This is a genomic window from Desulfosediminicola ganghwensis (assembly GCF_005116675.2).
GTDB classification, from domain to species: domain Bacteria; phylum Desulfobacterota; class Desulfobulbia; order Desulfobulbales; family Desulfocapsaceae; genus Desulfopila; species Desulfopila ganghwensis.
Window position 1 is genome coordinate 2,739,183 of the sequence record NZ_CP050699.1, and the last position, 16,807, is coordinate 2,755,989.

The 16,807-nt window shown below is 47.7% G+C and carries 18 protein-coding genes; 16 read left to right on the forward strand and 2 right to left on the reverse strand.

Annotated features, from left to right (window positions below; translation table 11 throughout):
• Window positions 1-13 precede the first annotated feature (13 nt).
• The gene (locus tag FCL45_RS11665; protein ID WP_136796790.1) at window positions 14-1,045 is read right to left on the reverse strand and encodes a peptidylprolyl isomerase; all 1,032 of its coding nucleotides are present in this window, start codon (window positions 1,043-1,045) and stop codon (window positions 14-16) included.
• 346 nt (window positions 1,046-1,391) lie between these two features.
• Here FCL45_RS11665 and FCL45_RS11670 point away from each other — a divergent pair, with 346 nt between their 5' ends.
• The 8 genes from FCL45_RS11670 (at window position 1,392) to FCL45_RS11705 (ending at window position 7,482) form a co-directional block, all read left to right on the forward strand.
• Window positions 1,392-1,895: a TlpA disulfide reductase family protein gene (locus FCL45_RS11670; protein WP_136796789.1), complete on the forward strand. Its 504-nt coding sequence runs from the start codon at window positions 1,392-1,394 to the stop codon at window positions 1,893-1,895.
• A 156-nt stretch (window positions 1,896-2,051) separates the two neighbouring features.
• Window positions 2,052-2,258: a selenite/tellurite reduction operon protein ExtJ gene (gene extJ / locus FCL45_RS11675; RefSeq protein ID WP_136796788.1), complete on the forward strand. Its 207-nt coding sequence runs from the start codon at window positions 2,052-2,054 to the stop codon at window positions 2,256-2,258.
• A gap of 126 nt (window positions 2,259-2,384) precedes the next feature.
• Window positions 2,385-3,191, forward strand: a complete 807-nt coding sequence (locus FCL45_RS11680) for an undecaprenyl-diphosphate phosphatase (RefSeq protein ID WP_167495729.1) — start codon at window positions 2,385-2,387, stop codon at window positions 3,189-3,191.
• 42 nt (window positions 3,192-3,233) lie between these two features.
• Complete coding sequence (locus tag FCL45_RS11685) at window positions 3,234-3,926, forward strand: class I SAM-dependent methyltransferase (protein ID WP_136796786.1); 693 nt, start codon at window positions 3,234-3,236, stop codon at window positions 3,924-3,926.
• A 190-nt stretch (window positions 3,927-4,116) separates the two neighbouring features.
• A complete protein-coding gene (locus FCL45_RS11690) occupies window positions 4,117-4,818 on the forward strand; it encodes a precorrin-2 dehydrogenase/sirohydrochlorin ferrochelatase family protein (RefSeq protein ID WP_136796785.1) in 702 nt (233 codons plus the stop codon).
• Between the two features lie 63 nt (window positions 4,819-4,881).
• Window positions 4,882-5,694, forward strand: coding sequence for a cytochrome c biogenesis protein CcsA (ccsA, locus tag FCL45_RS11695; RefSeq protein WP_136796784.1), 813 nt, complete (start codon window positions 4,882-4,884; stop codon window positions 5,692-5,694).
• Window positions 5,695-5,698: 4 nt separating this feature from the next.
• Complete coding sequence (gene hemA, locus FCL45_RS11700; RefSeq protein ID WP_136796783.1) at window positions 5,699-6,985, forward strand: glutamyl-tRNA reductase; 1,287 nt, start codon at window positions 5,699-5,701, stop codon at window positions 6,983-6,985.
• Window positions 6,982-7,482 (forward strand): hypothetical protein, encoded by a 501-nt coding sequence (locus FCL45_RS11705; protein WP_136796782.1) that lies wholly within the window; start codon window positions 6,982-6,984, stop codon window positions 7,480-7,482. The genes hemA and FCL45_RS11705 overlap by 4 nt, the downstream gene beginning before the upstream one ends.
• Window positions 7,483-7,542: 60 nt before the next feature.
• Here FCL45_RS11705 and FCL45_RS11710 read toward each other — a convergent pair whose 3' ends face one another.
• The gene (locus tag FCL45_RS11710; RefSeq protein WP_136796781.1) at window positions 7,543-7,845 is read right to left on the reverse strand and encodes a nucleotide pyrophosphohydrolase; all 303 of its coding nucleotides are present in this window, start codon (window positions 7,843-7,845) and stop codon (window positions 7,543-7,545) included.
• 119 nt (window positions 7,846-7,964) lie between these two features.
• On the opposite strand from FCL45_RS11710, the gene FCL45_RS11715 reads away from it, so the two are divergent.
• The 8 genes from FCL45_RS11715 to FCL45_RS11750 all read left to right on the forward strand — a co-directional run bounded on the left by FCL45_RS11715 (window position 7,965) and on the right by FCL45_RS11750 (window position 16,805).
• The gene (locus FCL45_RS11715; protein ID WP_228721483.1) at window positions 7,965-10,073 is read left to right on the forward strand and encodes a carboxy terminal-processing peptidase; all 2,109 of its coding nucleotides are present in this window, start codon (window positions 7,965-7,967) and stop codon (window positions 10,071-10,073) included.
• Between the two features lie 224 nt (window positions 10,074-10,297).
• Window positions 10,298-10,831: an RsbRD N-terminal domain-containing protein gene (locus FCL45_RS11720; RefSeq protein ID WP_136796780.1), complete on the forward strand. Its 534-nt coding sequence runs from the start codon at window positions 10,298-10,300 to the stop codon at window positions 10,829-10,831.
• 85 nt (window positions 10,832-10,916) lie between these two features.
• Window positions 10,917-11,939: a sulfate reduction electron transfer complex DsrMKJOP subunit DsrM gene (gene dsrM, locus FCL45_RS11725; protein WP_136796779.1), complete on the forward strand. Its 1,023-nt coding sequence runs from the start codon at window positions 10,917-10,919 to the stop codon at window positions 11,937-11,939.
• A 37-nt stretch (window positions 11,940-11,976) separates the two neighbouring features.
• The gene (gene dsrK, locus FCL45_RS11730) at window positions 11,977-13,611 is read left to right on the forward strand and encodes a sulfate reduction electron transfer complex DsrMKJOP subunit DsrK (protein ID WP_136796778.1); all 1,635 of its coding nucleotides are present in this window, start codon (window positions 11,977-11,979) and stop codon (window positions 13,609-13,611) included.
• 31 nt (window positions 13,612-13,642) lie between these two features.
• A complete protein-coding gene (dsrJ, locus tag FCL45_RS11735) occupies window positions 13,643-14,044 on the forward strand; it encodes a sulfate reduction electron transfer complex DsrMKJOP subunit DsrJ (RefSeq protein ID WP_136796777.1) in 402 nt (133 codons plus the stop codon).
• The gene (dsrO, locus tag FCL45_RS11740) at window positions 14,044-14,856 is read left to right on the forward strand and encodes a sulfate reduction electron transfer complex DsrMKJOP subunit DsrO (protein ID WP_136796776.1); all 813 of its coding nucleotides are present in this window, start codon (window positions 14,044-14,046) and stop codon (window positions 14,854-14,856) included. The genes dsrJ and dsrO overlap by 1 nt, the downstream gene beginning before the upstream one ends.
• Window positions 14,857-14,863: 7 nt before the next feature.
• A complete protein-coding gene (dsrP, locus tag FCL45_RS11745; protein ID WP_136796775.1) occupies window positions 14,864-16,042 on the forward strand; it encodes a sulfate reduction electron transfer complex DsrMKJOP subunit DsrP in 1,179 nt (392 codons plus the stop codon).
• A gap of 121 nt (window positions 16,043-16,163) precedes the next feature.
• Window positions 16,164-16,805 carry a flavodoxin family protein gene (locus tag FCL45_RS11750; protein WP_136796774.1) on the forward strand — a complete coding sequence of 214 codons (642 nt, stop codon included), beginning with the start codon at window positions 16,164-16,166 and terminating at the stop codon, window positions 16,803-16,805.
• Window positions 16,806-16,807 lie beyond the last annotated feature (2 nt).

Consider the following 16,807-nt stretch of genomic DNA (forward strand, 5'->3'; position numbering starts at 1 on the left):
AGAGCTGACACTATTACAGCTTCTGGATGTATGCCTTGTCCTTGAGCTCTTTAACCCACTTTTCGTAAGTTCTTTCTGCCTCAACCTCAAAGAGAGCGCTTCTGATTTCTTCCCGGACAGACTCGTAAGATGCTTTTTCGACCAATGCGTCTTCTCCGGCTGATAATACTTTGAAGAATTGATAGCCGGAATGTGTCTCGATTATTTCACTCACTTCACCATTATTGAGATCAGCAACCGCACTTCTCATGTCTGATGCCATGTCATCAAGCAGGAAGGTACCAAGATCGCCGCCATCTTCGGCTGATGGCAGATCAGAGTATTTTTGCGCAAGCGCGCCAAAATCCTGACCTGCGACAACAAGTTTATGGATTCGTTCGGCACGTTTCAGGGCATCTGCCTTGTTGGCGTAGAGCGTGGCACTGCTCTGGTCGCCTCCATCAGGTGTTTCCCAGCTGAAACCCATTTGTAGAAGATAATATGCACCATTGGCGATTTTGGAGGTGTATTGCTCACGGTAGTGCTCTTGAATCATGTCTTCGGTGATGACGATTTTTGAGTGAACCTCTGCGCCAACCAGTTTGGACTGTAAAATCTGGCTTCTGAGTGTGGAACGATATGTGGCCTCGTCGAGGCCGGCTTCTGCAAGTTTTACCAGCAGCATCTCTTTGGTAATTCCGTTACGTCTGATGGTGGAGTCGAGAGCTGCATCCACTTCACTGTCAGCGACGCGGATATGGTTTTCCGCGGCTTTCTGGGCGATGAGGCGTTTATCAATCAGGCTGTCCAGGATATCTTCCCGCGCATGCATGAGGGTGTCTTCCAGTTGATTGGCAGGTGTTGTGGCGGCAATACGTTTGAAAACTGTTTTACCTTCCTCATTGAGTTCCGAGAGGGTGATGATTTCGTTATTGACAACTGCAACAACCTTATCAACAAGTTGCGCTGCCTGGAGCGGTAGCGGAGTCGTAAATAGTGTAACGAAAGTAAAACATATCAAAGCGGCAACACCGCGTGCTGCAGAAAATACGGAAATTCTTCTCATAACAGTTTCCTATTGCATGGGGGAGATCACTGGACGGATGTGTCTCTGTCGGGATGGAGCCGTCCGGTATAATGGCTGCTTGCACTGAACAGTCATTGGACAGCGGTCCGGGGTTGAGATGTTGCTCGAAGGGACCGCTTTATCACCCATTTTAAAAAAAAAGACATAATAATTTGTATTGCAGTGAATAGAAATTAATCGTTTAATAAAATAGATGCAGCCATATCGAGCGCGTTATGGCTGATGTGGCTGACCGTTACGGTTGACATTCCATCTCAATCGAATAATCTGACGGCAGAGTATAGCACATGCGATTTGAATTTGAAATCTTCGTGGGAGAGCATTTATGAAAAAAATTTCCAGGTCTATTCTTGTTGGGGCCATCACCATGATGATGACATTGGGTATGGCTGTACACAGCAATGCCGGTTCATCAGCTCAAATGCCTCAGTTCACGCTGAAACGAGCGGTTGATGGTATTGAGGTAGACAGCAAGAAGTATGAAGGCAAGGTGTTGCTGATTTCCTTTTTCGCAACCTGGTGCCCTCCATGTATCGAAGAAATTCCGACTTTTATGGATCTGCAGAAGACCTATGGGGAGGATAAGTTCTCGATCATTGCCCTCTCTGTAGATCAGGGGGGTCCAGCAACCGTGGCAAAGCTGGTGAAAAAGAAGAAGATTAACTATCCGGTACTGATGGCAGACAACGAGACCATGCAAAACTTCGGTGGCGTCTATGGAGTACCAGTCTCATTTCTAGTTAATGCGAAGGGGAACGTCGTAAAAAAATATCCTGGCTATGTTCCAAAATCGACACTGACCAAGGATATAAAGAGTATAATGGACTGATACCCTATCGATTTAGCTACGAGAAGAGCGATTGACAACTTTCAGGTAAAATAGTATCTTAGAGGTTAACTAAATAGTATACTACGCTGTGGTTATACTTAGTTTTCAAACCGGATGGGTGTCCGGCAATTACATGAGACCTCAAGGAGATTTGTCATGAAAAAAACTATCGTATTGGCGATGGCTATGATGTTCGCACTGAGTACCGCTGGTTCTGTTTTTGCAGCTAAACTGAAGTGCACCGTTGATGCAGTTGATGGCGACAAGGTAACAATGACCTGTGAGAATGCAGATAAATTGGCACCTGGCGACAAAGTCAAAATAACCCCTCCTAAGAAGGGAGCTGCTATCGAGGGTTGCTAATTGACATAGTCCTTCGTTTTCGTTATTCTGTCGGGTCGGTTGATAGCTTTATCAACCGACCTTTTTTTTTGTTGTCTCCTGACAAATATCAGGTAACAAAAACAATTTACCCTTCAGGACTATATTGTGGAACTTTTTAAAGCCATAACTTTGGGAATTATTCAAGGGTTGACCGAATTTCTTCCAATCTCAAGCTCTGGCCATCTGGTGATTTTTTCTGAATTGCTGGATTTTGAGCACCAGGGGGTAGTCTTTGACGTTTTTCTTCATCTGGGGACGTTGTTTTCAGTGGTTGTGGTCTTTCGTAAAGATATCTGGGCGATGATTGTGGCTCCATTCAAGGTTTGGAGCGGTAACGGTGATGAAGAGAGTCGCATGTATCTGAAGTGGGATTTCTATGTGATCCTCGCCACTTTGCCAGCGGTATTCGTAGGCCTGTTTCTGAAGGGAAGTGTCGAAAGTTTATTTCGTAACCTGAATATTGTCTATTCAATGTTGCTGATTACAGGAACAATCATGTTGCTGTCAAAATATGTTCAGGATCGTGGTAAAGAGCTTAATCTTCCACGGAGCATTCTCATAGGTTGTGCCCAGGCGTGTGCTATAATGCCGGGGTTGTCGCGTTCCGGCTCGACTATCTTTGTTGGCATGTTGCTTGGAATAAACCGTGAGGTTGTTGCTAAGTTCAGCTTTATCATGTCTATCCCTGCTATTGTCGGGGCTAGCGTATTGCAGTCCCGTGAACTGTTTGCAGAGCCTCCCCCCAGGGAAATGCTTTTCAGTCTCGGTATTGGTACAGTGGTTTCTGCAGCAGCCGGATATTTTGCTATCGTTTTGCTGCTTGATCTGGTACGTCGAAACCGTCTGCAATATTTTGGCTACTATTGTCTGGCCGTCGCTGTGCTGGGTTTTGCTCATCAGCTGTTTGGGTAAAACCAGCGAATTTTTTTAATCGTTGCTGAATACAAGGTAATTATGGATATTCGAACTCTTCCCGAACTAGAACGGGACATTTACAATAGACTGCGCAAGAAATACTCACTCACTTTCGACCGTTTGAAATTCGGTGAAGATGCTGTCCGCCTCTTAACCGTTGCCGATCTCGAAGAAGTTCTTGATGGCAAAGATCCCTTTGCGAACGTTTCTGAATTCCCATTCTGGGTAAAGTTGTGGGAGTCTGCAATAATCCTTGCCTATACCCTGCACGGATTACCGAACAGTGGCGGAAAGCGTCTGCTCGAAGTGGGGGCGGGGTTGGGTGCTCCCGGCCTGGCTGCGGCAGTGAACGGATTTGACGTCACCATCACAGACTATGAAGATGTTATTCTCGATTTTCAGCGTGTCAGTGCCGCCGCGTCAGGCCTGGACAATGTCAAATGTTCCATGCTTGACTGGTTGGATCCGCCGGAGATGGAGCCGTTTGACGTGCTTGCCGGAGCAGAAGTTCTCTTCAGGGAAGAGTTTTTTCAGCCATTACTTGATGTCTTTAATACGTACCTCAAAAAAGACGGTCTGATTTTCCTGGCGCACGATGCCAGGAGGCAGAGCCTGCCGAAGTTTCTTGAACTTGCCGGCAAGGATTACGAGATTGCGGGTAAGGCACAGCAGTTCAGAAAAGATGGCAAGGATGTCACAATAATTGTCAATCGTCTCAGAAAAAAGGCATAATAATTTCCAGTTAATGCATCTGATTTATCGATAAACCTGCAGCGAGCTGGGTTGCTTTTGGTAGCGTTTAACCCAACTCAAGCAGAGTTTGATAGATGGTTTCCGATTTTATTGTTGTATATTTGCTGATAATCAGAGCGTTTTTTTTTGTATCTACATTGTAGCCTGTAGCAGTCCCCAAGGAGATACTATGCAGTTTTTTCCTATAAATCTTGATATAACAGGACGACTCTGCGTGGTCATCGGGGGCGGGCAGGTTGCACTCCGCAAGGTGAAGGCGTTGGTGGGTTGTAATGCAAAAGTGAAAGTTATCAGCCCTGTGGTGCTTGAAGCATTTACACCACTGGAGGCTGGCGGGGCGATAACTGTAGATCGACGGGGGTATGAGCCCGGTGACTTGCAGGATGCCTTTCTGGTTTTTGCGGCTACAGATAGCGGGCAGGTGCAGGAGGATGTAGCAAAAGAGGCTTACGAGCGAAAAATACTGTTTAACAGTGCTGATGACCCTGCACGTTGTGATTTTCAGATCCCGGCGAAGGTACGTCACGGTGATCTGTTGCTGACAATATCCACAGGGGGCGCCAGCCCGGCTTTGTCAAAATGTATTCGTGAACAGCTTGAACAACAGTTTGGGCCCGAGTATGGTGGAATCGTCGAGTTGTTTGCGAGGGTTCGGGCAATTGTGGTGACTGACGCCAACAATTCAGAGGAAAACAGGAAGATTTTTCACCTAATGCTGAGAGCAGGTATTGTGCAATACGCCGAGGCAGGTGAATGGCAAAAGGTTCGGACTATTCTGCAGGAATCGCTTCCGGCCCAAGCTGATATAGATTCGATCATGGAAGGAATTTCCAATCTGAATGATGGCCTCTTCTGGCCGCACGGAAGGTAGGGGAGAGTTGTAATGAAGTGGGGTAGCTGTTCGGAATGTTCCGCATGAGAATCCAGGTGTGAAATGAAAGAATTGAGCTTTGTATTTTTTCAGGCAGTACTGGGGACAACATTTCTGGCCTGTGTATTATACCTGGTCTTTTTTGTAAGCCAGAATGGCAAGGTGCGTAAAGTCGCCAGGATGATTCTTATCCTGTCGGGAGTGTTACAGACTCTATATATCGGCTCGAGGCTTTTACTCGCCGGTTACACACCCATAACCAGTGCCCATGAAGCGGTGATGTTTTTTGCCTGGGCGACCACTCTGGCGTATCTATCCTTTCGTTGGCGATACACAGTCAAAAATTTTGGGACCTTCGTTTCCTGGCTGATCATGTTCCTGCTGATTGCGGCAGCGATGGCATCCCGTGAAATCCTGCCCTTAAAACCGGTATTGCAGAGCTGGTATTTGCCGATTCACGCGAGTTTATCCCTCTTTGCCTATGCCTTCTTCTCGCTCGCTTTTTGCGGTGCGCTCATGTACCTGCTGCAGGAAAGGGAACTCAAGAGAAAAACCTTTGGTTATTTCTTTGCAAGGTTACCGTCGCTCGACGCACTTGATCAGTTGAACAGCCATTGTGTTGCCGCGGGTTTCGTCTTTATGACGCTGGGAATCGTAACGGGTTCGCTCTGGACGAAACAGGCCTCGGGCACATATTGGCAGTGGCACCCCAAAGAGATCTGGTCCATGGTGACCTGGATTTTATATCTGGTAATGATTCACCAGCGTTTTACCGCAGGATGGCGTGGCAAGAGAACCGCGATTATGGCAGTAGCTGGTTTTGCGACATTGTTGTTCACCCTCCTGGGTGTAATGTATCCGCTTGGAGGCGCGTAGACGGATGCCGAAAGAAAGTTTTATCCTGGTTGGTGTGAATCACAAAAACACACCGGTGGAAATTCGCGAGAAAATTGCTCTTTCCAGTGGCTATGAGGAACCGCTCAGACAACTGGTGCAGATACCAGGCTGTAAAGAGTGTTATCTGCTCTCTACCTGCAACAGGGTTGAAGTCCTGGTGGTGGGTATTGCCGGTGAAGAGCTGGAAGAGCAGCTCATTACGTTCCTGTTTGGCAACGAATCGCCCGCCAGTGCCTGGAGAGACTACGTTTATGTGTACAACGGCAATGAGGCGGTGAAGCACCTTTTTACGGTTGCGGCCAGCCTTGACTCATTGGTTGTCGGCGAGGCGCAGATTCTCGGTCAGCTGAAGGAAGCCTATCGATACGCGACAGAGCTAGGTACAGCCGGTCCTCTTTTGAACAGGCTGTTGCATAAGTCTTTTTCTGTCGCCAAGCGTATCAGGACAGAAACAGGGATAGGCTCTTCGGCTGTTTCAATAAGCTCTGCCGCGGTTGAACTTGCCAGAAAAATATTTGGTGACCTTCAGGATAAGCATGTCATGCTTGTTGGTGCCGGGGAGATGGCTGAACTGGCAGCTCAACACCTGGTTGGCCAGGGTGTTGTCTCTGTTACCGTGGTCAACCGGACTTTTTCCAGGGCGGTGGATCTTGCTCAGCGTTTCAACGGTCATGCCGTATCTTTTGACGAACTGCTCACCCAGCTTGAAAAGGTCGATATCATAATCAGCTCTACCGGTGCGCCGAATATGATACTGCATAAGGAGCAGCTGAAGCCTGTGATGCGTTCCAGGCGTAATAAACCACTGTTTTTTATTGATATCGCAGTTCCCCGAGATCTTGATCCCAACTTGAATGACCTGGAGAATCTTTATCTGTATGATATTGACGATTTGAGCCAGGTCGTTGAGATGAATCGTTCAGAGCGTGATCGGGAAGCGTTGAAGGCGGGTCGCATTGTTGAAGAAGAGACGATGAAGTTTGGTCGCTGGCTTGATGGTATGGAGCTCACCCCGACTATTCAGGATCTGCGTAGAAAAGCTGATGATATTTGTAGTATTGAGCTTGAAAAGACACTTTCAAAAATCTCTTCACTCAGTGCGAAAGAACGCAAATCAGTCGAAAAGATGGCTGCAGCGATCTCCTCGAGAATACTCTATGACCCTCTTCAATACCTGAAATCAGGAAGTTGCGGAGAGCATGATAAGACACAGGTGAAAATCGAGACCCTTCGAAATGTTTTTGGACTCGGTCGTAATGGTTCGGAATGAAAGAAGTAAACGATTTTCTGGAAGATGAGTGGTTTGTTGTGCGTCACTCCGGTGAAATGCCGGAAGTGGCATATCATTCAGCAATTTTTTTTCTCACCAGAGATGAAGAAGGTCCAAGGCTTGCCCTACAGGAAAATGAGCATATGTTTCTTAAAGAGGCAGCAGCCGAAAGGTACAGGGAAATAGTACTGAGAGACCTTCAGGCAGAAAACAGGGGAACCCCGGCATATCGTGGAATACAACGTTCAATCCACAATTATAGAAGATTCAAACAATTTTGTGCACGTGAAGAATTTGACATGGGGCGGTTTGCGGAGAAAGTTTCCTTGTCTTTGCAGTCGATTTTAAAGGTTGAGGCCCAGGAGAGGGCAGAAGGGCTGCAATCATCTGCGCTGAACTGTACCTTCGATGAATTAAGTGGGTTTGCCGACGAGCTGGGCCTCGATCAGGGGATACTTTCTGAGGAGTTAGCGAATCTATGCAGCGAAAGTAGCTGACCTTCTTGCTTCCCCCCTGATTGGTGGTATGCTGTAAGGCAAGTGATTGAGTCAAACCTGTTACTCAGCCGGGTATTTGAGAGCATTCTTTTTCAGTTTTTTACGGGCCGCGCTGATCGGATCAAGGCCATGAGCCGAGGCGAGAGTAGTGAGGTAGATCATTACATCTCCTATCTCTTCTTCAATATGGCGAAGGGTTTCACCGGAAACGTTTTCACTTTCTGACTGACTGGACCACTGGTATATTTCCAGCAGTTCGGCTGTTTCAACGCTCAATGCCATGGCCAGATTTTTTGGAGAATGGTATTTCTGCCAGTCCCGCTGCTGAATAAACTCCTTGATTTCGGTCTGTAATTGTTTCATGTATAGTGACTGTAGCCGTTAAATTGTGGAAATAACTTTATCTAAGAATCTAAGCGCTTACGGATTGTAGTCCGAATCGTAAGTACCTACCACGACACTCATAGCCTGATTACACTCAAATGAAAATGTTTTTTCGAAGTGCGCTTATTACGATAACATTCCTGCTGTTCCTGCAACCAGGGTTGCATTCTATCCATGCTGGGGAAAATGGTCAGTCAGAGCCAGACCCAAAGCGGAATAAACTGATCGGCTATATGATCAGCAGGCAGTTACCGGTAATGCATTTCAGTGACAAACAGATGGATGACCAGTTGTCTGAAGCCGCTTTCACACTATATATCAAACAATTGGACTACCAGAAGCGGTTTCTGCTGCAAAAGGATATCGATCAATTGACCGCTTTTTCCACCTATATCGACGATAATCTCAAGCGCGGAACTATTTCTCTGCCCGATGCGGGGTATGCAATTCTAAACGAGCGGATCGGCCAGGTTGAAAAGATGGTCGAGGAGATTATCGCAGCAAAAGTTGATCCCCATGCCAAAGGGACCATTGAAAGTGATCCGGAAAAGATTGGTTACGCAACAAATATGGATGAGTTGCGGGCGAGATGGCATAAAATCGTTCAGGTACAGTTGAATAATCGTTATCTGGATCTGGAAGAAGATAACAAGAAGGCCAAGTCTCCTAAAACTGAGAAGGAACTTTGGGATGACACCTATGAGCGCGTAGCAAAGCGAAACCAGAATTTCTTCCACCGCCTGCATCAGGAAACACTTCAGGATCATTACGACAGATATTTCAATGCGGTGACCCGGGCATTTGATCCGCACACTAACTATATTCCTCCGGCAGGCAAGGAGCAGTTTGATATCAATATGCGTGGCTCCCTTGAGGGGATCGGCGCACTGCTGCGTGAGGACGATGGTCTTATCAAGGTGGTTCGCATTATTCCAGGCAGTGCTTCGGCCCGCCAGGGGCAGCTTGAGGTTGAGGATATCATCCTGCAGGTAGCGGAAGGTGCAGATGAACCGGTGGATGTAACGGATATGCGCTTGCGCGATGCAGTACGCCTCATCAGGGGGCCGAAAGGCACCGAGGTACGCCTTACTGTCCGCAAGCCCGATGGAGTAAAGGATATTGTCCCGATTACCCGGGATGTTGTGCAGATTGAAGAAACCTTTGTCAAAAGTGCCGTGATCGACGGATTAGATGACGACAAGATCGGCTATCTGCATATTCCAAGCTTCTATCGTGATTTCGAAAAGAATGGCAGCCAGGGAGGACGTAACTCCAGCGATGATACCCGCAGGGCGCTGGCTGAGCTGGTTGAACAGAACGTTGACGGTGTAATATTGGATCTGCGCAACAATGGCGGCGGCGCTTTAGTTGATGCTGTAGAGATAGCAGGGTTTTTCGTTGACCACGGGCCAATGGTCATGGTGAAGAACTCCAACGGTGCCCAGAGGATTCTGGAAGATACCAGCTATGGAGTGGAATACGAAGGGCCACTGGTTGTTCTGGTCAATAAATTCTCCGCCTCAGCATCTGAGATTGTGGCAGCAGCACTGCAGGATTACGGCCGGGCCATAATCATGGGTGATCCCTACACCCACGGCAAGGGTACCGTTCAGACAATCATTGATCTCAACGACAATATCCCGCTTCTGCACCTGCGAAAGTATGATGATCTCGGTGCGTTGAAAGTGATGATACAAAAATTTTACAGGGTGAATGGTGGTTCGACCCAATGGAAGGGAGTTGAGCCTGATATCGTTCTACCCAGTTTGCTCAAACATATTGAGTCGGGGGAACGCTACCTCGAGTATGCACTGCCCTGGGATTCAATCGATCCGGTTGAGTATAAACCTGTAAGCGCTAAGCTCGACATTGATGAGCTGAGGGAGCGGAGTATGGCGCGCGTTGCTGCTGATAAGGGGTTTCAGACCATTCGGGAGGAAGCCAGAAATGCAGAAGAGCGGGCCGAAGACACTCTGGTTTCAACCGATCTCGATGATATTCGCGCCAAACTTGCTGAGGCAAAACAGGCCAGGGATAAAATAGGCAAGTATTACAAGAAGTTTAGTGAGGATGAGGATGTCGACGACGATTTCACCGCCGATAACTCCACCGAAGCAGAGAGAGAGAAGGAGTGGTTAGAAGAAGTGATGCAAGATCCCTACATCATGGAAGGAGCCAATGTGATCTCTGATATTAGAGGTCTCTAACAATCTCTTCCAACCTATCAATAGAATCGTTTTAATCCTTAAGTTTAATTAATTCATTAAATAACATGCAGTTTTTCCACTCTTTTTCAATACCAATTTAATCTTGAAAAAGAGTGGGAAAAGTGATAATAGTGGGCTTTTGTGAATGGTCATTCAGTTGGATAATTGCGTCCGCTCAAGGGTGGCCGTCCGCTAGAGCGTAAATTACCAGAGGTACTGAGTGAATGGATCTCGCAGAAGTAATCCGGAATAACCGGGACAAAATTGTAGCCCAGTGGGTTGACTACACCCTCTCCACATACCCTTCTTCAGATTTTTTCAAAAAGGAGAAGGATAAGTTTTCTAACCCCACCGGTGTATCTATTCGGGACGGACTTGAACAGTTGTTTGATATGTTGGCAGCTGGGAACGACCCTGAAGACTTCAGGGGGCCTGTTGAGCAAATCGTCAGGATCAGGGCGGTTCAGAATTTCTCCCCAGCGGAGGCAGTTGCTCCTCTAAATGCTGTGAAACATATCACCAGAAACATGCTTGAAAGAGAAAAGGAGTGCTCTTCTCTCTTTAAAGATCTTTATGATTTTGAGTTTGCGGTAGATTTGGCTGTGTTGGCTGCATTCGACATTTATATGGAATACCGGGAAAAGCTCTACTCCATCAGGGTGCGAGAGATTAAGTCCGGCTCCAGTATATTGACTGACAGCAAATGCCCCTCCAAATTGTCGCTTGAAAATACACAGGATTTTATAAAGAAGGTATAAAGCTAATCAACTGGTCTCTGTGCTGAAGGTGTGTCGGTCTTCACTGCGGTTTCCAAAAACAAGTTCTATTGAAGCGAGGTAAGAAATGAAGTACGCCTTATCATTTCTGGCAGTCGTTGTTTTAGCAGCGGTTGCCTGGCTAGGGTCGCAGGTACCTGGAATGTCGTACATCTTTGGTGTCGCCTTCCCGTATCTGGCCATTTTGGTCTTCCTTGGCGGGTTTGTCTATCGGATCGTGCAGTGGGCCAAGACCCCTGTGCCATTTTCGATTCAGACCACCTGCGGACAGGGAAAATCGCTTGATTTTATCAAGCACAACAAGCTTGAGGCTCCGCATACCAACGCCCAGGTTATTGCCCGGATGGCACTGGAGATTTTCACATTCAGGTCACTCTTCAGAAATACCCATGCGCAGGTGCATGATGGACCGAAAATCACCTATGAGTCTTCGAAATGGCTTTGGCTGTTCGCCCTGATTTTCCATTACTCTTTCCTGCTGATCATAATCAGGCACATGAGGTTTTTCCTCGACCCTTTCCCTGGCCTGCTTGCTCTGATTGAGGCGCTTGATGGATTCTTCTCTATCGGCAACCCGACCTGGTACCTTACCAGTGCTGGTATCGTTGTCGGTGTACTCTTCCTTTTTGCGAGAAGAATTGCCAGTACCAAGGTTCGTTACATTTCGCTGATCAACGATTATTTTCCGCTGTTCCTTATTCTCGGTATTGCTACCACCGGTATTCTGATGCGTCACTTTCTGCGTACCGATGTTGATATTACCGCGATCAAGACACTTGGTGTAGGTCTGGTAACTCTTCAGCCTACCATTCAGGTTAGCCTGAGCCCGCTCTTTTATACTCACCTGTTCCTTGTGTGTGTTCTGCTGGCTTACTTTCCGTTCAGCAAGCTGATGCACATGGGTGGTGTTTTCATGAGCCCGACCAGGAACATGAAGAATGACACCCGTGAGAATCGCCACGTCAACCCATGGAACCCACGTATCCTTCCGCATTCTTATGCAGGGTATGAGGACGAGTTCCGTGAGTACATGGTTGAAGCCGGTCTTCCTGTTGAGAAAGAGTTGCCTCCTCAGAAGGATGAGGAATAACAGATCTCCCAAACTTGCTTATAAGGAATAAATAGCGATGTCAGTTCCAAAATTAGAACAATTATCAAAAAGCGTGGTGAAGGGGCCATCCTTGGCAACTGGAGCGGTGCCGACCAAGGACTGGATGGAAATCCCGGTCGAGTTTAAGCCTGGAAATTACGCCTACCCCGCCAAAAAGGAAAAAGTTGAGTACCTCAACAGCCAGAAAGGTCTCCATTTCCCGAATGCCCGTGAGTGGTCTCCTGAGGATGACGACTGGAAGCTGCCGGAAGACTGGAAGGATATTATCCTCCAGGGCCTGAAAGAGCGACTGGACAAGTTCCGTTCCCTGAAGATCTTCATGGATTGTTGTGTACGTTGTGGTGCATGTGCCGACAAATGTCACTTCTTCCTCGGAACCGGTGACCCTAAAAACATGCCGGTACTTCGTGCAGAGCTGCTCCGCTCCGTCTACCGTAACGATTTCACCCTCGGTGGTAAGATCCTCGGTAAGATGGTTGGTGGTCGAGAGATGACCGTAGGCGTCCTGAAAGAGTGGTTCATGTACTCGTATCAGTGTACTGAGTGTCGTCGCTGTTCCGTATTCTGCCCGTACGGCATTGATACCGCAGAGATCACCATGATGCTCCGCGAGCTTCTGCACCTGGTAGGTGTCGGTATCAACTGGATTCTGGAGCCAGCCTCCAACTCCAACCGTACCGGTAACCATATGGGTCTGCAGCCGCATACCTTCAAGGACAACGTTGACTTCCTCGTAGATGACGTTGAGAACCTGACCGGCGTACGTCCGAACGTTACCTTCAACCGTAAAGGTGCAGAGGTTCTGTTCATTACTCCTTCCGCCGACGTATTTGCCGAGCCTGGTCTCTATACCGCCATGGGTTACATGATCCTCTTTGAAGCGATTGGCCTGGATTACACCTGGTCAACCTACGCTTCCGAGGGTGGTAACTTTGGTCTCTTTACCAATAACGAGACCATGAAGAAGCTCAACGCCAAGATGTATGCAGAGGCAGAGCGCCTCGGCGTCAAGTACATTATCGGTGGTGAGTGTGGTCATATGTGGCGTGTACTCCATCAGTATATGGACACCATGAACGGTCCGGCCGACTTCCTGGAAACCCCTGTATCTGCTATTACAGGTACCAAATTCCAGAACGCAGCCTCAACCAAGATGGTACATATCACTGAGTTTACCGCCGACCTTATCAAGCATGGTAAGCTGAAGTTCGATAAGAGCCGCAACAGCCATGTCAAGGCGACTTTCCATGACTCCTGTAACACTTCTCGTGCAATGGGTCTTTTGGATGAGCCTCGCTACGTTCTTGATCATGTTGTCGACTGGGTAGAAATGCCGGAAGGAACCATTCGCGAGCAGACTTTCTGCTGTGGCTCCGGTACAGGTTTGAACACCGACGAGATCATGGAACTGAGGATGCGCTCAGGTTTTCCACGTGCTAACGCGGTTCAGTATGTACGCGACAAGTTCGACGTCAACATGCTCTCCTGTGTATGCGCAATCGACCGTGCAACCCTGACTTCCCTGAATAACTACTGGACCCCTGAAGTAGGTGTCTGTGGTGTTTCCGAGCTTGTCGGTAACGCGATTGTTCAGGAGAACGAAGGCGAGAACCGCGCTAACCTCGATGAAGGTCTTCGCACGCTTGTGTGATAAATCCTGACCAGAACATAGGAGTATGACCATGTTTAACAAACGTATAGTAATACCAGGACTGCTGATTTTCGTCCTTTTTGTCACGTTTCCCTTCTGGTACAACGGATTGTCCGCAGGTCCGATGCCAAAGCCTGAATTACCACCAGGAGGTGAAAAAGAGTGTGTTGCCCCAGCCAGTGAGATGCGTGCCAAGCATATGAAACTTCTCAATGAATGGCGCGATGCTGCGCTTCGCGAAGGCAAGCGTGATATGATCAACGTCAACGGCGTTGACTACCGTAGAAGCCTGCAGTTGGCATGTATGGAGTGTCACTCCAACAAAGAAAAATTTTGTGATGAATGCCACGTGTATGTTGACGTAACTCCAAAATGCTGGAACTGCCATATTACGCCCGCTGATATAGAAGCGAAGAATAAGGAGACGCACTGATGGATAATAACAGAAGAAAATTTCTGAAAATGGCTGGTGCCACTGCACTTGCTGGCATTGGCGCCCCGGCGGTCGTTAAGTTGACCTCGACCTCTGCGCATGCTTCTTCAGCAGCGCATGGAGCACCAGCAGTGGCAGCACATGCAGAAGGTGGAAGCGATGGTATCCGACTTGGCCTTCTCATCGATATGCGTAAACTCTACGGCAAGCCGGAGTTGATCGAAAAAGCCGTTAATGCATGTAACTCGCATCATAATATTCCAAAGATTGAGAGCAAAAAAAGCGAAATCAAATGGATCTGGCCTATGCCTTTTCCAAATGCTTTCCCTGAGCACTCGCACTATCACTACCCAAAGCAGGCCCAGGAAAATAAATTTCCTGTGCTCTGTAACCACTGTGATAATCCACCATGTGTCCGTGTTTGCCCGACCCAGGCTACTTTTGTAGAGAAGGAAACCGGCATTGTAGCTATGGATTATCATCGTTGTATCGGCTGTCGTTTTTGTATGGTCGGTTGTCCATACGGTGCACGTAGCTTTAACTGGTTTGACCCGCGTGAACACATTGAGAAGTACAATCCAGAATTCCCAACCCGTATGCGCGGTGTTGTAGAGAAATGTACTTTCTGTGATGAGCGTCTTGCACGTGGTCTTGAGCCTGCGTGTGTTGAAGCTGTCAAGGAAAGCGGCGCTTTTGTATTCGGTGACTTGAATGACCCGAATTCAGAGATCCGCCAGATCCTAGACAAGGAGCCTACGATCCAGAGAAAGCCTGCTCTGGGAACCAAACCGTCAGTCTTTTACATAGTGTGAGGTCGTCATGATAGAAAAAGCGTTGAAAGGCAATAGTGCCTACTGGATGTGGCTCGCTTTCCTGAGCGCATTCATTGCAGTTGGAGCTTTCTGCTACTACCGGCAGTTCACAATTGGTATGGGACTGACCGGTATGGGACGTGACCTCTCCTGGGGTCTCTATATTTCTCAGTTTACCTTTCTGGTTGGTGTGGCTGCTGGTGGATTGATGCTGGTTCTCCCATACTATATCCACAACTACAAAGTTTTCGGACGTATCACTATTCTTGGTGAGTTTCTCGCCATTGGTGCGCTGATTATCTGTCTGATGTTCATCCTTGCCGATGTTGGTCAGGTAGATCGTGGTTTGAACATGATTTTCTACCCAACCCCTAATTCCATGTTGTTCTGGGATATGTTGGTACTGTGGGGTTATCTTATTCTCAACGTGATCTGTGGTTGGGTTATTCTTACCGCTGAGCGCAAGCAGGTTGCTCCACCGAAATGGGTTTATATCTTCGTATATATTTCCATTCCGTTTGCTGTTTCCATCCACACCGTAACCGCGATGCTGTATATGGGTCTGCCAGGTAAACATCTCTGGTTGACTGCGATTACCGCACCACGATTCCTCGCTTCCGCGTTTGCGGCCGGACCTGCCATCATCGTTATTGCATGTCTTGTCATGAAGCGTGTTGCTAATTTTGATGCTGGTAAAGAGGCGATCAGTAAGCTGACCACCATCATTATGTACGCAGCGATTATTAACGCGTTCTTCATGCTGCTGGAATTCTTTGTGGGCTGGTATTCGAACATTCCGGGTCATAAGCACTCCCTTGAGTACCTCTTCTTCGGTCTTGAGCATCACGGGCATGTGTATAATAACCTTGTTCCTTTCATGTGGACCGCGACATTCCTCTGCTTTGGTTCACTTGCAGTCTTCGGTTACATGAAGATTACCAAGGTGTACAACGAGGCACTGATTGGGCTTGCCTGTGCGGGTACCTTTGTCGCTCTTTACCTTGATAAGGGACTTGGCTTCCTCTTTGGTGGATTGGTTGTTAGCCCACTCGAAGAGATCAACGAGTACTACCCGACTGCTAACGAAATTGGTATTACGCTCGGTATCTGGGCTGCAGGTATCCTGATCGTAACCATCCTCTACAAAATTGCAGTGGGTGTAGAGCACGAGGTAGAAGGACACTAATCGTCTTCTTTTACATATAAAAAGCCCCCGAGAAATCGGGGGCTTTTTTTTTGCCTGAAATTTGGTATATTGTGCAAAATGTGCGTAATGGCGAGTAATTATTCTGCAGAGAGAGGTGGCGGTGAACACAAAACGGGTACTGATCGTTTACTACTCATTTTCGGGACAAACCCAGTTGCTGATACAAAAACTGGTTAATGGCCTTGAAAAGGAAGGCGTTGAGGTGGTATTGGAGCGACTGGAGCCTGTCGTTCATATCACTTTTCCTTTTCTGACATGGAAGAAAATGGCGGATGTGATGATTTCATCGTTTTTTCGACGACATGTGCAAATATTTCCAGTGGACCATTTGGTAGACCGGAAATGGGATTCAGTGATACTTGCCGGGCCTACCTGGTCATATAATCCAAGTGGTCCCATGCTTGATTTTCTCGACAGGTATGGCAGGAAACTACTTGCCGACACAACTGTAATACCGTTTATCTCATGTCGGTCATACTGGAGGGTTCACTACTGGGGGCTGAAAGCAATTCTGAAAAACTTCGGGGCCAGGGTCAAATCCCCAATAGTGTATCTTCATTCGAGCTCGGAACCATGGCGTACCATCGGGCTTTTCCTGCAGTTGGTCGGTCGCCTGCCCCGTTTAGAATCTTCCTGGTTCAGGAAACGTTATCCTCGATATGGTCACAGTAAAGAACAGTACGAGGATGCCATAGAACGGGGGCGTGAACTGGCAATTGAACTGGCTGAGAGATCCGAATGATG

What these genes read in the sequence shown, in the direction of transcription:
- ccsA (WP_136796784.1), top strand. Translation starts at nt 4,882, where the DNA reads ATGAAAGAATTGAGCTTTGTATTTTTTCAGGCAGTACTGGGGACAACA.
- FCL45_RS11685 (WP_136796786.1), top strand. Translation starts at nt 3,234, where the DNA reads ATGGATATTCGAACTCTTCCCGAACTAGAACGGGACATTTACAATAGA.
- FCL45_RS11720 (WP_136796780.1), top strand. Translation starts at nt 10,298, where the DNA reads ATGGATCTCGCAGAAGTAATCCGGAATAACCGGGACAAAATTGTAGCC.
- FCL45_RS11670 (WP_136796789.1), top strand. Translation starts at nt 1,392, where the DNA reads ATGAAAAAAATTTCCAGGTCTATTCTTGTTGGGGCCATCACCATGATG.
- dsrO (WP_136796776.1), top strand. Translation starts at nt 14,044, where the DNA reads ATGGATAATAACAGAAGAAAATTTCTGAAAATGGCTGGTGCCACTGCA.
- FCL45_RS11665 (WP_136796790.1), bottom strand. Translation starts at nt 1,045, where the DNA reads ATGAGAAGAATTTCCGTATTTTCTGCAGCACGCGGTGTTGCCGCTTTG.
- extJ (WP_136796788.1), top strand. Translation starts at nt 2,052, where the DNA reads ATGAAAAAAACTATCGTATTGGCGATGGCTATGATGTTCGCACTGAGT.
- dsrM (WP_136796779.1), top strand. Translation starts at nt 10,917, where the DNA reads ATGAAGTACGCCTTATCATTTCTGGCAGTCGTTGTTTTAGCAGCGGTT.
- dsrP (WP_136796775.1), top strand. Translation starts at nt 14,864, where the DNA reads ATGATAGAAAAAGCGTTGAAAGGCAATAGTGCCTACTGGATGTGGCTC.
- hemA (WP_136796783.1), top strand. Translation starts at nt 5,699, where the DNA reads ATGCCGAAAGAAAGTTTTATCCTGGTTGGTGTGAATCACAAAAACACA.
- FCL45_RS11710 (WP_136796781.1), bottom strand. Translation starts at nt 7,845, where the DNA reads ATGAAACAATTACAGACCGAAATCAAGGAGTTTATTCAGCAGCGGGAC.
- FCL45_RS11705 (WP_136796782.1), top strand. Translation starts at nt 6,982, where the DNA reads ATGAAAGAAGTAAACGATTTTCTGGAAGATGAGTGGTTTGTTGTGCGT.
- dsrJ (WP_136796777.1), top strand. Translation starts at nt 13,643, where the DNA reads ATGTTTAACAAACGTATAGTAATACCAGGACTGCTGATTTTCGTCCTT.
- FCL45_RS11690 (WP_136796785.1), top strand. Translation starts at nt 4,117, where the DNA reads ATGCAGTTTTTTCCTATAAATCTTGATATAACAGGACGACTCTGCGTG.
- FCL45_RS11715 (WP_228721483.1), top strand. Translation starts at nt 7,965, where the DNA reads ATGAAAATGTTTTTTCGAAGTGCGCTTATTACGATAACATTCCTGCTG.
- dsrK (WP_136796778.1), top strand. Translation starts at nt 11,977, where the DNA reads ATGTCAGTTCCAAAATTAGAACAATTATCAAAAAGCGTGGTGAAGGGG.